18 protein-coding genes are annotated in these 19,363 nt (G+C 67.9%); 6 read left to right on the top strand and 12 right to left on the bottom strand.

Annotated elements, in window-relative coordinates; all coding sequences use genetic code 11:
- Positions 1-32: 32 nt before the first annotated feature.
- Entirely contained in the window at positions 33-1,052 is a 1,020-nt protein-coding gene (locus HWX87_RS01970) for a DNA-binding protein (RefSeq protein WP_176045414.1), read from the bottom strand.
- 614 nt (positions 1,053-1,666) lie between these two features.
- On the bottom strand, positions 1,667-2,500 hold the full coding sequence (locus HWX87_RS01965; RefSeq protein ID WP_176045413.1) for a phage tail tip lysozyme: 834 nt from the start codon (positions 2,498-2,500) through the stop codon (positions 1,667-1,669).
- A 357-nt stretch (positions 2,501-2,857) separates the two neighbouring features.
- Here HWX87_RS01965 and HWX87_RS01960 point away from each other — a divergent pair, with 357 nt between their 5' ends.
- A complete protein-coding gene (locus HWX87_RS01960) occupies positions 2,858-3,763 on the top strand; it encodes a hypothetical protein (RefSeq protein WP_176045412.1) in 906 nt (301 codons plus the stop codon).
- Positions 3,764-3,827: 64 nt separating this feature from the next.
- Here the strand turns inward: HWX87_RS01960 and sctC are convergent, their stop codons facing one another.
- The 10 genes from sctC to HWX87_RS01910 all read right to left on the bottom strand — a co-directional run bounded on the left by sctC (position 3,828) and on the right by HWX87_RS01910 (position 13,338).
- A complete protein-coding gene (sctC, locus tag HWX87_RS01955; protein ID WP_176045411.1) occupies positions 3,828-5,612 on the bottom strand; it encodes a type III secretion system outer membrane ring subunit SctC in 1,785 nt (594 codons plus the stop codon).
- 39 nt (positions 5,613-5,651) lie between these two features.
- Positions 5,652-7,115: a helix-turn-helix transcriptional regulator gene (locus HWX87_RS01950; RefSeq protein WP_176045410.1), complete on the bottom strand. Its 1,464-nt coding sequence runs from the start codon at positions 7,113-7,115 to the stop codon at positions 5,652-5,654.
- Between the two features lie 134 nt (positions 7,116-7,249).
- Positions 7,250-8,077, bottom strand: a complete 828-nt coding sequence (gene sctT, locus HWX87_RS01945) for a type III secretion system export apparatus subunit SctT (protein ID WP_176045409.1) — start codon at positions 8,075-8,077, stop codon at positions 7,250-7,252.
- 6 nt (positions 8,078-8,083) lie between these two features.
- Positions 8,084-8,599, bottom strand: coding sequence for a type III secretion protein SctO (locus HWX87_RS01940; RefSeq protein ID WP_176045408.1), 516 nt, complete (start codon positions 8,597-8,599; stop codon positions 8,084-8,086).
- A complete protein-coding gene (sctN, locus tag HWX87_RS01935) occupies positions 8,599-9,945 on the bottom strand; it encodes a type III secretion system ATPase SctN (protein ID WP_176045407.1) in 1,347 nt (448 codons plus the stop codon). Before sctN ends, HWX87_RS01940 begins: the two co-directional genes overlap by 1 nt.
- The gene (gene sctL, locus HWX87_RS01930) at positions 9,942-10,745 is read right to left on the bottom strand and encodes a type III secretion system stator protein SctL (protein WP_176045406.1); all 804 of its coding nucleotides are present in this window, start codon (positions 10,743-10,745) and stop codon (positions 9,942-9,944) included. The genes sctN and sctL overlap by 4 nt, the downstream gene beginning before the upstream one ends.
- The gene (locus HWX87_RS01925) at positions 10,730-11,500 is read right to left on the bottom strand and encodes a type III secretion protein HrpB4 (RefSeq protein WP_176045405.1); all 771 of its coding nucleotides are present in this window, start codon (positions 11,498-11,500) and stop codon (positions 10,730-10,732) included. Before HWX87_RS01925 ends, sctL begins: the two co-directional genes overlap by 16 nt.
- A 3-nt stretch (positions 11,501-11,503) precedes the next feature.
- On the bottom strand, positions 11,504-12,286 hold the full coding sequence (gene sctJ / locus HWX87_RS01920) for a type III secretion inner membrane ring lipoprotein SctJ (protein ID WP_176045404.1): 783 nt from the start codon (positions 12,284-12,286) through the stop codon (positions 11,504-11,506).
- A gap of 71 nt (positions 12,287-12,357) precedes the next feature.
- Complete coding sequence (locus HWX87_RS01915; RefSeq protein ID WP_176045403.1) at positions 12,358-12,750, bottom strand: type III secretion protein HrpB2; 393 nt, start codon at positions 12,748-12,750, stop codon at positions 12,358-12,360.
- A gap of 15 nt (positions 12,751-12,765) precedes the next feature.
- Complete coding sequence (locus tag HWX87_RS01910; RefSeq protein WP_176045402.1) at positions 12,766-13,338, bottom strand: HrpB1 family type III secretion system apparatus protein; 573 nt, start codon at positions 13,336-13,338, stop codon at positions 12,766-12,768.
- Between the two features lie 312 nt (positions 13,339-13,650).
- Here HWX87_RS01910 and sctU point away from each other — a divergent pair, with 312 nt between their 5' ends.
- The 5 genes from sctU (at position 13,651) to sctR (ending at position 19,355) form a co-directional block, all read left to right on the top strand.
- Positions 13,651-14,712 carry a type III secretion system export apparatus subunit SctU gene (gene sctU / locus HWX87_RS01905; protein WP_176045401.1) on the top strand — a complete coding sequence of 354 codons (1,062 nt, stop codon included), beginning with the start codon at positions 13,651-13,653 and terminating at the stop codon, positions 14,710-14,712.
- An 8-nt stretch (positions 14,713-14,720) separates the two neighbouring features.
- Positions 14,721-16,814, top strand: a complete 2,094-nt coding sequence (gene sctV, locus HWX87_RS01900) for a type III secretion system export apparatus subunit SctV (protein ID WP_176045400.1) — start codon at positions 14,721-14,723, stop codon at positions 16,812-16,814.
- Between the two features lie 9 nt (positions 16,815-16,823).
- Complete coding sequence (sctP, locus tag HWX87_RS01895) at positions 16,824-17,474, top strand: type III secretion system protein SctP (protein WP_176045399.1); 651 nt, start codon at positions 16,824-16,826, stop codon at positions 17,472-17,474.
- Between the two features lie 80 nt (positions 17,475-17,554).
- Positions 17,555-18,721 carry a type III secretion system cytoplasmic ring protein SctQ gene (sctQ, locus tag HWX87_RS01890; protein WP_176045398.1) on the top strand — a complete coding sequence of 389 codons (1,167 nt, stop codon included), beginning with the start codon at positions 17,555-17,557 and terminating at the stop codon, positions 18,719-18,721.
- Positions 18,705-19,355: a type III secretion system export apparatus subunit SctR gene (gene sctR / locus HWX87_RS01885; protein ID WP_176045397.1), complete on the top strand. Its 651-nt coding sequence runs from the start codon at positions 18,705-18,707 to the stop codon at positions 19,353-19,355. The genes sctQ and sctR overlap by 17 nt, the downstream gene beginning before the upstream one ends.
- Positions 19,356-19,363: the final 8 nt, after the last annotated feature.

Below are 19,363 nucleotides of genomic sequence, written 5' to 3'. Positions count from 1 at the left end.
CTATCGATCGGCACGCGCTGGCGGTTTCATCGTCAGCGCGGCGCTTCGTCGGCGCGCGTTCTCGTGCGGGCCTTGCGCGCTTCCCGCTGCGCGGCCGGCGCCGTCTTGACGCCGCGCAGCGGCGTCCGGCGGGCGAGAACCGTGATCTCGCGCCTCAATGCGTCGAGTTCCTTGCCACGTGCCGCCTCGGTCGCCTGCGCGCCGTCCAGCTGCCCCTGAAGCACGCCGCATCGGTGTAGCGCGTCGCCGAGTTGCGCCTGCAGATCGGCGATGTCCTTCCGGTGTTGCGCATCGCGTTGTTCCGTGCGCGTTGCCGTCGCGTCGAGTTCCTTTTGCAAACGCGCGGCCGTGAGCCGCTCACGATCGATCTCGTGAAGCGCCCGTTTTTCCGACGCGCGCAAGCGCTCCTCGGCGCGGCCCGCGTCGTCGCGCAGCCGGTCGAGCTGGGTCGTGAAATCCGCGCGCGCCTGCGCGAGTGCGCGGTCGCCTTCCGCGTTGTCGGCCTTCAGGCGCTCGATATCCGCTTGCAGCGCGTGCCGCAATGCTTCGTCGGCCGCCCTCGCCTGCTCCAGTTCCTGAATGCGCACCTGCGCGGCCAGCAGCGCAGTCGTGCGTTGCTCCAGCGCGGTTTCGGTGCGGGCCAGCTCGGCCTGCAGCGTCGCGACTTCCGTTTTCGCCGCGACGCGTTCCGCTTCGACTTCCGCGCGCAGCGCATCGAGCGCGGCCGCCGCGTCGTTGCTTGACCGGTTCCACAGCGCGGCGACCAGTTCGCCGGCTGCCGCCTGCAGATCGGCCGGCAGGTCGGGATGCTCGATGCGGACGCGGCTCTTTTCCCGCAACTCGGCCCAGAACTCGCCGAGGACGGCCGTCGGCGTGCTCATGCTGCCCTTGCGGACGAGCTGATACAGCCGGTTTGCCGTGGGCGTGATGCCGAAGCGGAAGAACAGCAGCGCGCAGGCTTCACGGTACAGCTCGCGGGTTTTCGGGAAGTCGGCCTTGAGGCGCTCGATTTCGGCGGTCAGGCGGGGTTCGTCGGCAGCGAGATCGGACATGGCGGGTTTCGTCGGGAATTTCGTAAATAATATAACGTAAACCGTTAAATATCCAATCGTCCATGCCTATTAATTTGACATTATTTCTATAATGTTGAGCAGAGAGGCGCTCTCGGCCTCGCCCGGTGTTTTTCGTGAGCGATATCGGCTCGGCAAGGACAGGCTCATGTGAGAGATGGCCTTTGCTTTGGCGAAAGGCATGTCGAACAAGGTGCAAGGAGAAATGTCGGCCGATGTGACAGCCGGGGCCCCGTCGAATCACCGGATGGCACCGCTGCGACGAGTATTCGTCTTGTCGCCGTTGAACGGGCGCGTGTCATGCGCCTCTCGTGGTCCGGCTGACCGCCGTCGCTCCATCAGACGATGCGGAAGATGTCCGGCGCGGCGTAGTTGAGCACCGCGTCTCAGGCTGACCGGGCACGTTGCCGGTCACGAATGCAGCGGGTGTCCGCCGCAGGTACGGGACGAGTCGAGTCAGGCTGACAAATGGACCGCCTGCCCTGAACGGCGAAGCACGTTGCCTGTCACGAATGCAGCGGGTGTGCCGCCGCAGGTGCGGGATGAGTCGAGTCAGGCGGACAAGCGGACCGCCTGCCCTGAACGGCGAATACGGTTCAAAGGCCTTCGTTCAGGAAGTTCTGCGCGTACTGGAGCCGGTTGTCCATCTGCGGATCGGTCGCCTGCTCATAGTCGGTGTCCCAGACCTGGGCGGCCTGCGATACGTTCGTCGTGTTTTTCAGGTCGGAGATCGTCTTGCTGTACGGACCGTCGAGTTCCTGGTTCATGTAGCCGATATTCGCGTCGAGGCTGCCCGGATCGAGGTTGTGCTGCTGCGCATACGCGATCTCGCCCTGCTTGCGGGCACCGCCCCATTGCGCGAGCCCCCAGCCGTTCCCGTTGTCGTCCGCGAAGTTGCCCGACGGCGCACCTTCGGCGCCGCCCTGGTTGACGTTCGGCTTCAGCCCGCTTTCCTGCTGCAGGTTGCCGAGCACGCCGGCGATCTGCGTGTCGTTCAGCCCGTAGCGGCTGCGCAAGTCGTCCGCGATCGCGTTCGCCGCACTGCCGCCGGTGTTCGTGGGCAGCGTCGACGTGGTCTGGCCGTGCGCCTGCCCGTCGCTCTGGCCGCCTTGCGGTACGCCGGTATTTGCCGGCGGCGCGTTGTTCGACGATGGCCCGTTCAGCGAGAACGAAAGCGGCGTGCCGTTGCTGCCGCCTCCACCGCCGTCGTCACTCGCCAGCCGTATCGGCGGGCTCCCGCCCCCGCTTCCGCCGCCGGCAGGCTGCGTTCCGTCGGCGGCCGACGCTTGCTTGAGCGCGGCGAACACCGCCTGCAGGATCTGCTCGAGCTGGGCCAGCACCTGCGTGATCTGCGCCTGGTTCGAACCGGAATCCTGCGAAGGGTCGAAATTCGTCGACCCGGTGGAATTCACACTCACTGACAAGGACATGACTGCCTCCTTCATTCCGGGAATCGCATGACGAGCCACTTCGACGGACTATAGGCCGCGCGGCGAGCGACACGCGCGGCCGGTGCGAAGCAGGCGACGGGTTTGCGAATCGGAACGAGATCGGAACGAGGCATGGCGCGCGGTTGGCGCCGTCGGGCGAAGTCGCGGCCGATCGGCCGCTCCGCGTCGTTCCGGCGCTTCGCACCATGCGCCGGCGTTTCGTGTCGGGCTGCCCGGGCGCCGCGCCGAGGCATACAGTCGAACGGCCTGCCTCGCATGCCGCCGGCCAACGGTGCCGGCCGGTGCGAATGCGTGACGCGCGCCTACCCTGTCTACTCCTCGCGGAGAACGGCGATCATGATCACCATCACCCTCCAGGGCAACGCCCCGATTTCCCGGGGCGATTCCGCGCCCGATGCCGGATCGGCGGACAACCCCGGTTCGCAACAGGTCGCGCAGATCATCCAGGAGCTGATGGCGGCGCTCAAGAGCCTGTTGTCGGGGCAGAACGGTGACGATTCGTCATCGCCGCCGGCGGTGGGCGGCACGAGCCGGTCCGCCCCGCCGCTGGCCAACTACGATGCCTTGCCGCAGACATCACCGCAGACATCGCGTCAGAACGGCCCGAATGCGCCGATCGATCCGAACACGCAGAACACACAGAACACCCGGCACGACCAGATCCGGCCGACTGGCGGGCCGCTTTCCGGAAGCCCCGCAAAACTGTCGACCAACACCGGCGGCGTGGCGCAGGCCGGTGCGATAGAAGGCATCGACCCGGCGTCGACGCAAACCGTCAACACCGGCACGGGCAACGACAAGACCTTCAACGTCACCAACAACACGAACCGGCCCGAGTCGTTCACGTACTCCGTGCAAGGCCAGAACAAGGCGACCCTCACGCTCGCGCCAGGCCAGACCGGCACCTTCGTCGGCGGTTCGCACGACATCGGCGTGCGGATCTCGCCGTCCGATGCGAGCGGCAATACGCATCCGGACGAGGTGCTGTACGAAGACGGCGGGGCCGACAACGGTCAGGCGTCCAGCGCGGGCAATCCGGACGTGAGCAAGGTCGACGGCGACAAGGATTTCGCCGGCAACGACGAGAACATGACCGTGACGCTGTCCAACGGGCGCACCGCCGGCGACGGCGACGCGATCCGTCCGTACCTGTACTCGACCGACGATGCGGCCGCGATGGGCCTCGCGGGCGACCCGAGCAAGACGGTCAATATCGTGATGTCCGACCGGAACAAGGCATGACGGGCATCCACCCAAGCGGCGGCGCCTGAATCGACGGCGCCGCGCGAGCGTACGCCCCGTCGGGTCAGAAGTGAATGATCCGCGGCGTCAGCAGGAACACGCGTTCCATGTGCTTGTGCGACCGGTCGGTATTCCGGAACAGCGCGCCGAGCAGCGGGATCTTCGACACCCACGGCACCCGGGCGACGCCGTTCGAATCCTTGTCGGTGCTGTAGCCGGCAATCAGCAGGCTCTCCCCTTCGCCGACGAACGCCTGCGTGTTGATCTCGCTGCTCGTGATCACCGGTAGCGTATCGACGAGGTCGCCTGTGAGCTGACCGTCCTCGATATGCACGTCGAGCTTGATGCGCGTCGCGCCGTTGTCCTGCACGACCATCGGCAGCACGCGCAGCGACGTGCCGGTCGACACCGAATACAGATCGCCGGACGTATAGCCCTGCACGCGCACGAAAAAGCGCGTCTTGTTGTCCATCACGGCCTCGACGTTGTCGAGCGTCGCGACCTTCGGGCTCGAATCGATCCTCGCCTCCGACGTCGATTCCAGCGCGGTGATCCGCGCGAGCAGATAGCGCCCGGCATTGCCGAGCACCGCGGTGATCGCGCCGCCGACGGGCGTGGCCGCGACGGACGTGGTGCCGTCGGCCAGCGTCGTCACGCCGAAGTTCGGGTTGATGTTGCCGTTGTAGCCGTTCTGCTGCATCGTGCCCGAGCCGGTCTGAAGGTCGACGTGGCTGTTGTGCGCGCGCCAGTCCACGCCGATCTGCCGCAGCAGGTCGTCGTCGATCTCGATGATGTGCGCCTCGATCTCGATCAGGTTCGGGCGCGCGTCGAGCTTCTCGATCAGCGGCGCATAAAGCCCGATGCGTTGCGGCGTATCGCGGATCAGCACCGAGTTGGTGGTCGGATCGGCTTCCACCACCGGCAGGCTCCGGTCGCCCGGCCCCGCATCGTACGCCGTCGCGCTGCCCGCCCCGCCCTGCGACGCGTCCGTCACCGCGCCATTCCTGGCGCCGCCGGCCTGGCCGCCGCCGAGCAGGCCGCTCACCAGGCTGCGCGACGCGTCGCCGCCCGCCATGCCCGGCGGCAGCGGCGGCACCGGCGAGCCGCCCGTCGTGCCGCCGCTCGCATCGGTCATCGGCGACAGCCGCTCCAGGCCGCCGATCGCCGGCGCGGCATTGCTGCCGCCCGCGCCGGACTGCTTCGAATGATAGAGATTCGACACGACCGTCGCGACGCCCGGCACGACCACGTTCTTGCCGTCGAGCTGCACCTTGTGGTCGGCGGCCCACGCGCTGCTCAGCTTGAACGCGCGCACCACCGTGCCGTTCGAGCGCTGCATGTTCTCGTCGAGATGCTTCGCGACGCCGGCCACCATCTGCACGTACTGCGGCGGCCCGCTGATGATCACGGTGCGCGCGCTGTTGTCGTAGGTCAGCGGATAGCGCTTGTCGTCGAGCCGCATGCCGCGCAGCGTGGCGTTTAGATCGGTGATCGAGGCATTGTCGAGCCGGACGATCTGCCGCGTGACGTCGTTCGCATTACTGATCGACATGACGCTGCCGTCGTAGAACCAGACGAAGCCGAACGTCGCGGCAAGCGTGTCGAGGATCCGTTGCGGCGGCATGTCGAAGCGACCGGTCACGGTGCCCTGGACGTTGTCGGCGATCGAGGCCGTCACGCCCTGGCTCGCGAGCAGGTCACGCAGCACGTCCTTCAGGTCCTTGCCTTCGGCCGTCACGTGGGCGACGCTGCTGCGCCAGCGCACCGCGTCCGCGTGCGCTGCCGCCGTCGCACCCATGCAGATTACCCACACGGCCCACGCCGCGCAAAATATCGCCTTCGATCTCATCGCTGTCGCACACCCGTTACGGAAGGAAAAATCGGTTCGTTATCGTTCGAGCGTGTGCGACGGCGCTTCGTCGAACTGCTTTCGATAGCCGTTGATCAGCGTCGAGCGGTTCTGCACGCCCCAGCGGCTGGCGGTGGCCAGCACGCCGCCGTCGGACGCCGAGCCGTCCACGAGCTCGGAGCGAATGCGCTCCATCCGCTGGCGGCGGATCAGCTCGGTCGGCGACATGTTCAGGAATTTCTTGAACGCGCTTTGCAGCGCCCGCTCGGTCACGCCGACTTCCGCGGCGATGTCGCGCACGGACAGATCGGCGTGCTCGAGGTTCTCGAGCAAAAAGCTGTACGCGCGCCGATAGCGGGCCGGCAGGCGCGCGCCGATGTCGTCGAGCTGCGACGTCTCGCGGATCTTGCGTTCGAGGAACGGCACGCGGGCCGACAGCGCTTCGCGCAGGCACTCCATCGAGGTCAGCGCATAACGACTGTAGAACTGCTGCGCGTCCTTCAGCCGTCCCTGCGCCTGGCGGGTCTTGGCCACGCAGTACAGGTATTCGATCTGCCGGTGTCCGGCCACGCCGGACTGTGCGGCGCCGTACAGCGGCTCGAGGATCATGTCGGCGACCTGTGCGGCGTCGCACGCGAGCATCGCGAGCGCGATCTCGAGCCGCAGCGTGCGCTGGTAGTCGCGCAGGTTGTGGTCGCGCGCCCAGTTCACATGCTTCAGCAACCCGTCGACCGCATTCCGGTCGGCACCGGTCGCGTCGCGCAACTGGCACAGGTAGTCGACGCGTGCACGCAGCACGGGAAGATGCACGCTCGCGAGATCGATCCTGCTTTGCGCGCTGTCGAGGTACTCGTGCAGCGACGCCCGCGCGGAGCGGCCCTGCATCGAGCCCGACTGCCAGTAGACGTGATCCTGCAGCGATACCGACGAGCGCAGCGTGCACTGCATCGCGATGTCGAGCTTCAGCGCCGCGAGCAGCTCCTGCCACGCCGGCATGGTCGATTCCGGCGCCTCGCGGGCCAGTTCGCGCAATTCGTCCAGTTCGCCGAGCGCTTCGCTCACGCGACCCAGTTCATGGAGCACGCAGACGATGCCGACGCGGACTTCGAGCACGCGATCGATCGGGATGTCGTCCTCGTCCGCCGCACGGCCGAAGCAGGCCAGCGCGGTGTTGAGCCGGTAGCGGAAGAACGCCTGCCACGCGGTGTTGCGGCAGGACTCCGCGCGCAGCGCCTGGCGCGATGCGTTGCTGAGGCGTTGCGCGGCCCGATAGGCCTCCTCCGCTTCCACGTCGCCGCCGGTCAGCAACTGCATGTCCGCGTGCAGTTGCAGCGCATGCGGCGGATTGCGCAGCGCATCGGCCTCGTCCGCCCAGCGGCTTGCCAACTGGCGTGCGACGCCAATGTCGCCGTTGAACAGCATGGCGCCAAAACGGTCCCGCCCTGCGGCGAAATCCGGGGTTCCCAGATACGCGGCAAGCGGGAAATAAAGTGTCGAAAACATAGCTGACTCCAGTGCGTGCCGGCTTGTCAGGCCGCCTTGGAGAACAGCGTAACGGAATGAAATATGAAGAAACTCAATTAATCTAATCTTTCGCGGGGTTTTGAGAAAGATTGAGTTTGAAATGAATTAGTAAACTAATGTTTATCTGCATTCCCATGATTTGAGAAAATTCCATTCCACTGCGCTTCGAGGGAATTCAGGGCCAGTTGCCCATGTACCTGGTCGACGAACAATCCGATGAAGATCGCCAGCATCGCGATCGCGACCGCGGCCTTCACCGGCTGGCTCAGGCTGGAAATATCGAGCTTCGACGCCGATTTCGACACGAAGCCGAACGCAATGTCGACCAGCACCAGGATGAACAGCAGCGGCGCGGCGAGCTTCGCGATCGACTGCATCAGCGTATCCGTCTGCCGGAGCACGAAAGACTCCACGATGTCGCCGGCGATCGGCGCCCCTTTCGCTACCGGCCACCAGCCATACGATTCGTACAGCGTGCCGAGCAGGAACGTCATCCCGCCGAGCGCCCAGAACGCCATGATCGCGACCTGCTGCAGCAACGTGCCGACCGGCGTGCTCTGCTCCTGGCTGGCCGGATTGGTGATCTGGATGTTGTTGTGTCCGGTCAGGTCGTCGATGTAGACGCCCACGCTTTCCGCGACCCAGAACACGGTCGACGCCGCATAGCCGAGCACCAGCCCGATGGCCGCCTCGCGCAGCATCACTTCGGCGAGGAACAGGCCGTGCAGCGATTCGATGAACGCGATCGGCTGGCCCATCGCGACGTACGCGCTGAACACGATCGCGATCGCGTTGCGCACCGTGCCCTGGATCACGCCGTCCGCGGTCGGCGGAAACACGAACATCAGCACGAAGAGCCGCAGCGAGCAGACGCCGGTTACCGTCAGGTAGCCGATGAAGAGGCCATGCAGGCCGACGAGCGGTTCGAGCGTCTGGATCATCCGGTGTCATCCCTGGGCGGCATGTGCCCGGATGAACCGGGACGTGGCGATTTCCTCGTTTTCTTCGTCCTGCGCGTCCTCGCGCGCGAGGTCGATCGCCTGCCGGATGGCCGCGATCCGTTCGCTGCACTGGTCGATCCGCTGCGTATTGCGTGCGATGTCGCGCTGGATCCGTGCGATCTCGCTATCGACACCGTCGATCAGGCCGTCGAGCTGCGACAGTTCCGCGGCCATCGCGCGCCTGCGATCGGTCACGACGCCGATGTACCGCACGCACTGGTTGAACGTGTCGATCGAAAAGCCTTCGCTGCCGCCCGTCATCCGTGCGACGCGCGCCTGGTAGCCGTCGATCACTCGGGTTTCGCCATCGATCTGCTCGACCTTCGCCGCGCGGCGGGCGAGCAAACCCGCGCGTTCGTCGTGGCGCGCGGCGAGCTCGCCGCGCCAGGCGTCGATCTCGCGCGTGCGGCGCGCGTTCGCGTGCATGAGCGCGGCGATGCGATGACGGTTCGCGTCCGCCATCAGGCAGCGGTCAGCGCATGCAGCCGCGCCTCGGTGTCGGCCAGCGCGACGATTTCGTCGGTGCGCTGCGAGAGGAACGCCTTGATCGCGTCGTGCCGCGCAATCGCCTCGTCGGCGAGCGCATTCGCGCCCGGCTTGTATTCGCCGATCTGCAGCAGCATCTCGATCTCGCGATACTTCGCCATCAAGGCGCGCACGCGCGCGGCCGCGTCGACGTACGGCGCGGGCATCACCTGCGACATCACGCGCGACAGGCTGCCCAGCACGTCGATGGCCGGATACTGGTTGCGCGCGGCGATGTCGCGCGACAGGATCATGTGCCCGTCGAGAATCCCGCGTACTTCCTCCGCGATCGGATCGCTGCCGCTTTCGTCTTCCGCGAGCACCGTGTAGAGCGCCGTGATCGAGCCGGTCGCGCCCATCCCGGCGCGTTCGAGCAGGCGCGGCAGCTCCGCGAAGATCGACGGCGGGAAGCCGCGCCGGGCCGGCGGCTCGCCGGCGGCCAGCCCGATTTCGCGCCCGGCGCGCGCGAAGCGCGTGAGCGAATCCATCATCAGCAGCACGCGCAGCCCGCGGTCGCGGAAGTATTCGGCGATCGCCGTCGCCACGTAGGCCGCCTTCGCGCGCTCCATCGACGAACGGTCCGACGTCGCGCAGACGACGACCGATCGCGCCATGCCGGCCGGCCCGAGAATCAGCTCGACGAATTCGCGCACCTCGCGGCCGCGTTCGCCGATCAGCGCGATCACGTTGATGTCGCAGTCGGTGCCGCGCGCGAACATGCCGAGCAATGTACTCTTGCCGACGCCCGCCGGCGCGAAGATGCCCATCCGCTGCCCTTCCGCGAGCGTCATCATGCCGTCGACGACACGCACGCCGGTTGCCATCGGCGTCTCGATCATCCGCCGGCTCATCGGCTCGGGCGGCGACGCGAACACCGGCTGCAGCGTATCGGATTCGATGTCGGGGCCGCCGTCGACGGGATTGCCGAGACTGTCGATCACGCGCCCGAGCAGCATGTCGCCGACCTTGACGGCGAGCGACCGGCCGAGCCCGACGACCTGTGTCGAGCGCGAGATGTCCGTCAGTCGCGAGAACGGCGACAGCAGCGCGCAATCGCGCGTGAAGCCGATCACTTCAGCGTGCTGCAGCAGCACGCCGGCCGGCGTGCGCAGCTCGCACAGCTCGCCCAGCGACACGTCGAGGCCGCCGACCTTGACGAGCGTGCCGATCACCTCGATCACCTTGCCGGTGCGCAGCACGCCCGGCTGCGCGAGGATCTCGCGCTCGATCTCGTCGGTCAGGCGCTCGAAGCCGAGCGTTCGGTCGAACCAGCCGTCCTTCATCCCGACACCTCGGCCGTCGCGGCATCGCCGTTTTCCGCTTCGTCGTCCGTGCCGGCCTGGTCGAGGTAGATCGAACGCTTCAGCGCACGGGCGACGGCGCTGCGCATGGCCCGCAACTGGGTGTTCAGGCTGGCGTCGACCGAGCCGAAATCGGTCTCGCAGACGCATGCGCCCGGCTCGAGCTGCCGGTCGGCCACGATCGACACCGGAATCGGCCGGCCGAGATCGCGCCATTTCGCCGCGAGCTGGTCGAACGCGGCGCGCGCCGCTTCGTAATCCTGCGGATTCACCGCGACGCGCAGGTAGGTGGAGTTGTCGATGATCCGGTCGACGGTCGACAGCGCGCGCTCGAACAGCGCTTCGCGATCCATGCTCCGTACGATGCTCTCGACCGCCGATGCGATGATGTCGGCCAGCCGTTCGCGCATGCGGACCTGCAGGCGGCTCTGCGCATCGGTCGCGTCGGCGAGCCGCTCCATCCATTCCGACAGCGCGCGGTTCGAGCCTTCGCGGTAGCCGCGCTGTTCAGCCGTGTCGTAGGTATCGCGCGCGGCGTCGAGCAGCAGTTCGGCCTGTTCCTCGCCCGCCGCGACGATCGCGGCGGCCTCGGCCTGCGCATCCTCGAGCACCCGCGCCCGATCGGCGTCGAGCTGCGCGTAGGCGTCCGCGATCGACAGCAGGTGGCCGAACGTCTCGCGCCGGACCACGTCGCCGTGCACGCCGAACCGTACCGCCGGGCCGCCCTCGCCCTCGTCGTCGGTGCCGGCCGTCAGCCGGCTGCTGTTCAGCCAAATAACCATGCCCACTCCCGAAGCAATTCAGGCAGCCGACGAAACAGCCGGGCCGTGCCCGCTTCGTCGTGCTGCGTCGGCAACGCGTCGAGCCATGCCGGTACGTCGATCATGCGCGGCAACGCGAGCCGCGACAGCGGAAACGGCAGTCCGGCTGCGCCTTTCAGGTCGCGCAGCACCAGCAGCATCCCTTCGATCGCGAGCGCCTGCGCATCCAGCGACGCGAGCGGCGGCATCGATACGGCGGCAAGACGGGCCGCGTCGTTCGCGCTGTCGGTGTTCGGGCCGCTCATCAGCACGTCCACGTCGAGCCCCGTCCAGTCGGCGAGGCGCCGTTGCGCATGCCGGTCGATCAACCGCCGCACCTCGCCGCGGCGCAGCAGGAGCGCGCGCATCCGCCAGATCCGCAGCGTCAGCGGCACGGGCGCGACGTCCAGCAGGCACGCATTCGGCTGCGGCGCGACGGCCGCGCCGATGCGGGCGAAACCGCCCTGCGACAAGTCGGCGAACCCCGGCGGCGTCACGCCCAGCGCGCGCACCAGCGCGCGCGAGCACCGGACGGCGGCGCCGGCCGGCGCGCCCGCGAGCAGCGCGCGCCAGTCCTGCAGCCGTGCCTCGGGCACGCCGAGCGAGGCCGCGATCCAGGACGGGTGGACCCAGTCGGCGACGCAATCGACGTTGTCGCGATAGCGGTCGAGCGCCGTTGCGACGCGCACGGCCGGTACGCCGGCGTCGAGCCCGGCGGGCGCTGCGAATCCCGCCATCGCCTACGGCTCCTTGCGGGCCGGCCGGAAACGCCCGGCGAACGCGTCGAGCCAGCCCTGCAGCGACGGCGCGCCGCGTTTCGCACCGAACCGGTACGCGGCGAAGCCGGCGCCCGCGAGGAGCGCCGCGACGGCTGCGCCGAGCGCGACCATCCACCACGGGTTCGACGCGGGCGGCGTGTATTTCGACAGCTCGACCGGATCGGCGGCGACCGTCGTGACGCTCACGTGGTCGTAGGTCAGCCCTTCGACGCTGTGCATCACGAGCGTCTTGATCTGCGGGATCAGCGTGTTGATGTCCGCGTCCGGCCGGTACTTGATGAACACGGCGGCGGACGACGGCTTGATCTCCTGCGCGAGCGGGTCGTTGTTCGGCAGCACGATCTGCACGCGCGCGACCAGCACGCCGTCGATCTTCGACAGCGTCGACGACAGTTCCTGCGAGATGCCGTACACGAAGCGCACGCGCTCCTCGGTCGGCGTCGACACGAGGCCGTCCTTCTTGAACAGCTCGCCGAGGTCGTTGAACTTGCTGTGCGGCAGCCCGCGCGCGCGCAGCACCTCCATCGCGCGCACGACCTGCGCGTCGTCGACGTTGAGCATCCAGTTCTTGCCGCCGTCCGGGCTGTCCTTGCTCGCGGACACGCCCTGCTCCAGCAGCGCGACCAGCATCTCGTTCGCGTCCTGCTCGGTGAGATTGCCGTACAGTTCCTTCTTGCATCCGCCGAGCAGCACGATGCACAGCGCGACGACCGCAATGCGCGCCACGGGACGATTCGACTTCATGGGATTGCCACCCGCCCTTCGGGCACTGCCGTTCGCGACGTTCCGCTCCGCACGCCGGCGGACCACGGGACTCATTGGTTCTTCATCAGCGTCTGCACCGACGATTTCGACGATTCAGCCAGGCTCATCTTGACCTGCATGTTCATCTGCATGCTGGTCATCTCGTACATCATCTGGATGGTGCGCTGGGTCATCTCCGTCATCGACATGCCCGGCAGGTCGGCCGTCAGCTTGCCGACATCCTCGATCGTGTGCCGGAACTGCACGTCCTGCGCCTCGATGGCTTTCGATACCGACGACGACAGATGGCTGCCTGCGTGCTCGGGCGGCGCCATCGGCGCGCGCGCCATCAGCGTACTGAACTTGTCGCCGAGTTCGGCCGTCGCGGGGGATGCGGCCGAGGGTGTTGACGCTGCTGCGTCGAGGGCGGCCGGTGCGAGCTGGCTGACGGGATCGATGGACATGTCGGCGTCTCCGGGTTACGCGCGCAGGAATGCGCCGCCGTGGAACATCTCGGCCGCCGGTGCGGGGTCGTGCTGCGCAGTGTGCTCCGGTTCGTCGGCGCTTGCACCGGCTTCCTCGAGCGAAGCCGGGGCGACGAACGGCTGGCCCGGACGATGCTCGCGGATCGCGCGATCGACCTCGTCCTTCACTTCGAGCGCCCGCACCAGTGCTCGCGTGTCCTTGTTGTCCGGATCGTCCGCGAGCGCCTCGGTTGCGATCTGCCGCCACGACGGATCGCCCATCGACGACAGCGAGAAGGCGAGCAGCGCCTTCGCATAGCCGAACTGCGGACGCATCTCGATCACCCGCAGCAGGACCTGGTTCGCTTCCTGCCACTGTCCCTTCGCCATGCGAAGGAGGCCGTCGAGCGCATCGATCTCGACCACGCGCGGGCGCAGCAGCCGCAGCGCGTCGATCACCTGTTCGATGTCGAACAGGTCGACGGGCGTGTTCGGAAAATTGTCCAGCAGCGCCACGGAGACGGTCTCGATCAGCCCGCCGATGAATTCCGGGCTGCAGTTCAGGTATTCGGGCGTGTCTACGGTCATGGCAACGCACTCCTGCGATGAGAGGGAAACGGGCCGGCCGGTCGTGCGGCGGGCGGCGCGCCGTCGGATGCATGCCGACGCCTGCCAACATAGCAATTCCGTCCGGGCCCGCCGCCGCGCATGCGAAGCCAGCGCGCACGAGGCGAAGCGCGCCCGGCGGGCCGCGTCGGCCGGCCGCTCGCTTCGGCATGCGCCGCGCCGCTTCGCATCGCACCCGCCCGCCGCGTGCGGCGGGCGCTAAGGTCGTCGCAGCGGCGCGAATGCGCGCCCCTTTTTGATCCGATCCGGCCGAGATGCGCCGCGGGCCTATCCATGAGCGACGAAAAGACCGAACAGCCCACCGACAAGAAACTCGAGGACGCGCGCAAGGACGGCGAGGTCTCGCGCAGTACCGATTTCTCCGACGCGCTGTCGATGGCCGGTGCGCTGATCGCGCTGGTCGCGACGGTGCCGCTGTTTCGCGACGGGCTGCACGAGCTCGTGTCGATCCCGCTGTCGTTCGTCGCACAGGACCGCACGCTGGAGCGCATGCACGCCGACCTGTTCCGGCTCGGCGGCACCGCGCTGAAGCTGGTCGTGCCGTGCGTGTTCGCCGCCGCGCTGGCGTCGACGGCCGGCTCCGTCGCGCAGGCCGGTTTCCGCATCGCGACCAAGCCGGTCACGCCGAACATGCAGACGGTGAATCCGGCGAGCGGCATCAAGCGGATCTTTTCCGCGAAGAGCCTGATCGACTGCGCAAAGATGGTCGTCAAGGCGATCATCCTCGGCTGGGTGATGTGGCAGTCGATCAAGTGGCTGTTCCCGCTCGTGGTCGGATCGATCTACCAGCCGCTCGGCGGGCTGTCGCTGATGTTCTGGGACATGCTGGCGAAGCTCGGCGCGATTTCCGTCGGCATTTTCCTGCTGGTCGGCTCCGTCGACATCAAGCTGCAGCGCTTCCTGTTCATCAAGAAGATGAAGATGAGCAAGGACGAAGTGAAGCGCGAGCACAAGGAGCAGGAAGGCAGCCCCGAACTCAAGGGCGAGCGCCGCCGCCTCGCGCGCGAGCTGGCGAGCACGCCGCCGAAGCCGCGCGTGGGCCTGGCCAACGTGCTGGTCGTCAATCCGACCCACTTCGCGGTCGCGGTGCGTTATGCGCCCGACGAACACCCGCTGCCCGTCGTGATCGCGAAAGGCATGGATGCGGACGCGGCCTCGCTGCGGCGCGCGGCGCGCGACGCCGGCGTGCCGATCATCGGCAACCCGCCCGTCGCGCGCGCGCTGTACAAGGTCACGCTGAACCAGCCGATCCCGGAAGAGCTGTTCGAGACGGTCGCCGCGATCCTGCGCTGGGTCGACGCGATCGGTTCGCCCTCCACCCCACCCCTTCACTGAGCGTTCCGATGTTCAAGGCCCTCAAGTTCCCGGCAGGCGGCGAAATCGGCATCGCGCTGCTGGTGACCGCGATCATCTCGCTGATGATCCTGCCGCTGCCGCCCGAGCTGATCGACATCCTGCTCGCGATCAACATCACGATCAGCGTCACGCTGCTGATGGTCACGATGTACGTGCCGGACATCGTGTCGCTGTCCGCCTTTCCGTCGCTGCTGCTGTTCACGACGCTCTACCGGCTCTCGCTGAACATCGCGTCGACCAAGTCGATCCTGCTGCATGCCGAGGCCGGCAACATCATTGACAGCTTCGGCAAGCTGGTGGTGGGCGGCAACCTCGTCGTCGGGCTGGTCGTGTTCATCATCATCACGACCGTGCAGTTCATCGTGATCGCGAAGGGCTCGGAGCGCGTGGCCGAGGTCGGCGCGCGCTTCACGCTCGATGCGATGCCGGGCAAGCAGATGAGCATCGACGCCGACCTGCGCGCGAACCTGCTGAGCCCGGAAGAAGCGCGCCACCGGCGCGCGACGCTGGCCATCGAGAGCCAGTTGCACGGCGGGATGGATGGCGCGATGAAATTCGTGAAAGGCGATGCGATCGCCGGCCTCCTGATCACGACCATCAACATCGTCGCGGGCATCGCGGTCGGTGTCGCCTATCACGGGATGAGCGCGGGCGAGGCGGCGAACCGCTTCTCGGTGCTGTCGGTCGGCGATGCGATGGTGTCGCAGATCCCGTCGCTGCTGCTGTCGGTCGCGGCCGGCGTGATGATCACGCGGGTCGCGGACGAGCGCAGCCACAAACCGCGTTCGCTCGGCGAGGAAATCGGCCGTCAGCTCGGCTCGAGTTCGCGCGCGCTGTATTTCGCCGCGCTGCTGCTGCTCGGCTTCGCGCTGGTGCCCGGCTTCCCCGTCGTGCTGTTCCTGCTGCTGTCCGGGATCCTCGCGTTCATCGCGTACAAGCTGAACGACAGGCAGTCGGAGCACGCGCCGGCCCAGGACGGATTGCAGGCGATGCAGCGTTCGGGGGCGAAGGCCGACACGCCCGCGATCATGACGCGCGCGCCGCAGTTCGCCTGCCCGATCGGCGTGCGTGTCGCCCCCGACCTGATGCAGCGGCTGGTGCTGCCCGTGCTCGACAAGTCGTTCGGCGCGGAGCGCGCGCGGCTGCAGGAAGAACTGGGGCTGCCGTTTCCCGGCATCACGATGTGGACCCACGCGGGCCTGCCGGCGATGCACGCGGAAATCCTGATCCACGATGTGCCGCATCTGCTGGTCGAGCTGCCGGCCGGCATGGTCATGCTGCCGGAGCCCGAGCGCGTCGCGACGGGTGCCGCGCTGTCGGCCGAGGACCTGCAGCAGCGCGACGCGCTGGTCGCGAAGGGCGAACCGCGGCCGCCGATCGATCCCGGCGGCCGGCCGACCCACTGGGTCGACGCGCGCGAGGCCCCGGCGCGCATTCCGGCGTGGGGCCCCGAGCAGGTCGTCGCGCACGCGTCGGTCGCGCTGATGCGCCACCATGCGACGCAGTTCCTCGGCATCCAGGAAGTGCAGTGGATCCTGGAGCAGCTCGGCGAGGATCACCCGGGGCTCGTCGCGGAAGTCCAGAAGGTGCTGCCGCCGCAGCGGATCGCCGACGTGCTGCGGCGCCTGCTCGAGGAACAGATTTCGATCCGCAACGTGCGGACCATCATGGAAAGCCTGATCGCGTGGGGGCCGAAGGAAAAGGACATGCTGATGCTGACCGAGTACGTGCGCGGCGACCTGTCGCGCTTCCTCGCGCATCGCGCGACGCGCGGCCAGCGCACGCTGCCCGCCGTGCTGCTCGACTTGCCGATCGAACAGCATATCCGGCAGGCGATCAAGCAGACGCCGACGGGCAATTTCCTGGCACTCGCGCCGGACGAGATCGGCCTGCTGATCGACAAGATCCAGGCGGTCGTCGGACCGCAGCCGGCCGACGGCGTCGCGCTCGTCACGTCGATGGACATCCGCCGTTACGTGCGCCGGATGATCGAGGCGAAGCTCGGATGGCTGCCCGTGTACTCGTACCAGGAACTGGGCGAGCACGTCGATCTGCGCCCGATCGGCCGCATCACCGTCTGACGCCGCGCCGTGCCCCGCATCGACAGCCGCGACGCGCAAGCGCTGCCGCCTCCGGACGACGCGAGCCCGCGGCCCGCGCGTGGCCCGCGCAGGTTCGACTACGCAGCGCTGCTGGCCGCGCGCCGCACCGTGGTGCGCCCGGTGTCCGATGCCCCGCCCGCGTCGCTCCAGCAGGACGATCCGTCCGAGGAATCCGATCCGTCGTCCGGGCGTGCGGAGCATTTTCCGCTGATCTCGAACGAGCGCGACTCCCCTGCGTCCGATCCCGCACCGACACCCGCCGAGCTGGCCGAATGCCGGGCCATCGCCGCGCGCATCGCGAGCGCCGCCGCGCCGATCGCGACGGTCACGCTGCAGGAGCAGCGCGATCACCTTGGGCTGCTCGGCGTGCTGTCGCGCGAGATCGCGGCGTTCTGCGGCGATCCCGCCGTCGCGGCCGGCGGGCAATGGGAAGCCCATGTCGTGCTGAACGACCGGATCCTGACGGCCACCGAGCTGCACGTGTCGCTTTCGCATTTCGACCTGCAGCTTCGGTTCGATACGCAGGATCGCGAAGCACGACAGTTACTCTTGGCGCACAGCGTCGCGCTCGAGCAGGAGCTCGACACGATGCTGCGGGCATGGGGGCAGCCGCGGACCGTCCGTCTCACGGTGTGGTAGCCGGCCCCGCGTGAATTGCCTCGAGCGCGGCGCCCGGCGGGCGGCCTGCGCGGGCCAACGGCGGCATTTTCCGGCAACGGATGAAACTGATTCGGCATTCGATCATTCCCGGCGGCGCATCGTTCGCGCCGCTCGTCCCGCCACCGCTCGACGTGGCGAGCGCGCACGCGTCGCGCCGGCTGTTCGACGCGCGCCTGCCGGCGTTCCTGCGCGACACGCTCGGCGTGCGCGATTTTCATTGCGGCTTCGCGACCGGTGCGCCGGACTGCGCCGACCCGGCGATCGCGGAGCTGCGGATCGACACGCCGGCCGGCCCGGTGAGCGCGCACCTGTTGATCGATCTCGAACGCTACCCCGCGCTGTCGGTCTGCGCGTGGTCCGAGGCCCAGGCCGCCGAACGGCGCACGAGCCCCGAACTGACGCTGCGCAACGCCGTCGCGAACGTGTTGTGCGGGCCGCTGCTGGGCTGTCTCGACACGCTCGGCCTGACCGGCGCGCAGGTCGTCGCGGTCCGGCGCGGCGCGTGGCCGGCGCCGCGTCCGCACGGCGTGAGCGTCGCGCTGTCGTTCACGCTGCACGGCCAGCGGCACGACGCGCGCGTGCAGTTGCCGGGCCGCTGCATCGAGTGGCTGGATACGTGCCTGGCGCGCACCGCGCGCGCCGGATGGTTCGACGCGTCGCTGCGCGTGCCGGGCAGTCTCGTGCTCGGCGTGAAGGCGCTGTCGGTCGACACGCTGCAGCGTCTGCGCAGCGGCGACATCCTGCTGCGCGTGGTCGATCCGTCGCTCGACGCCGCGTGGCTGCATGGCGCCGGCGCACGTGCGGACACCGCGCCGCATCCCGTTGCCTTCGCGACCTGGGGCAGCGCGGGCCTCGCGCATGGCCGGGCCGCGGTGGCCGTGCAACCCCGAACGATCACTTTGTTGAAGGAACCCGTGATGACGGAAACCACCGTCCTGGACACGCCGGAAGCCGGGCTCGATGCGCCCGATGGCGAACGCGCCGTCGACGTGGGCGAACTCGAGCTGCCGGTACAGTTCGTCGCCGATACCGTTGCGTTGACGATCGACGAGGTGTCGTCGCTCGCACCCGGCTACGTGATCGAGCTGCCGACCGCGATCACCGATTTGACGCTCAAGCTCGTCGCGCACGGCCAGGTGATCGGCTTCGGCGAGCTGGTCGGGATCGGCGAACACGTCGGCATCCGCATTCTCCGCATGGCGCACGAGCATGGTTCAGTACAGTGACCTGTCCGGCCTGCTGCTGATCGTCGTCGCGATCGGCCTGTTGCCGTTCGTCGCGATGGTCGTGACGTCGTACGCGAAGGTGGTCGTCGTGCTCGGCCTGCTGCGCAACGCGCTCGGCGTGCAGCAGGTGCCGCCCAACATGGTGCTCAACGGCATCGCCATCCTCGTGTCGGTGTACGTGATGGCGCCCATCGGCATGATGGCGGCGAAGACGCTGAGCAGCCAGACGATCTCGCCGCAATCGTCGCAGGCCGTGATCCAGGCGGCCGACGCGGCGCGCGAGCCGTTCCGGCAGTTCCTCATCAAGCACACGCAGGAGCGCGAGAAGCGCTTCTTCATCCGCTCGGCGTCGATCGTGTGGCCGCAGGAGGAAGCGCAGGCGCTGAAGGAAACCGACCTGATCGTGCTCGCGCCGGCCTTCACGCTGACCGAGCTCACCGATGCGTTCAAGATCGGCTTCCTGCTGTATGTGACCTTCATCGTGATCGACCTGATCATCGCGAACGTGCTGCTGTCGATGGGGCTCAACCAGGTGTCGCCGACCAACGTGGCAATCCCGTTCAAGCTGCTGCTGTTCGTCGTGATGGATGGATGGTCGGCGCTGATCCACGGGCTCGTGCTGACCTACAAGTGACCGGAGCC

The organism is Burkholderia sp. BCC1644 (assembly GCF_902833225.1).
Classification (GTDB): Bacteria; Pseudomonadota; Gammaproteobacteria; order Burkholderiales; family Burkholderiaceae; genus Burkholderia.
This window is presented reverse-complemented; position numbering and strand designations above follow the sequence as displayed.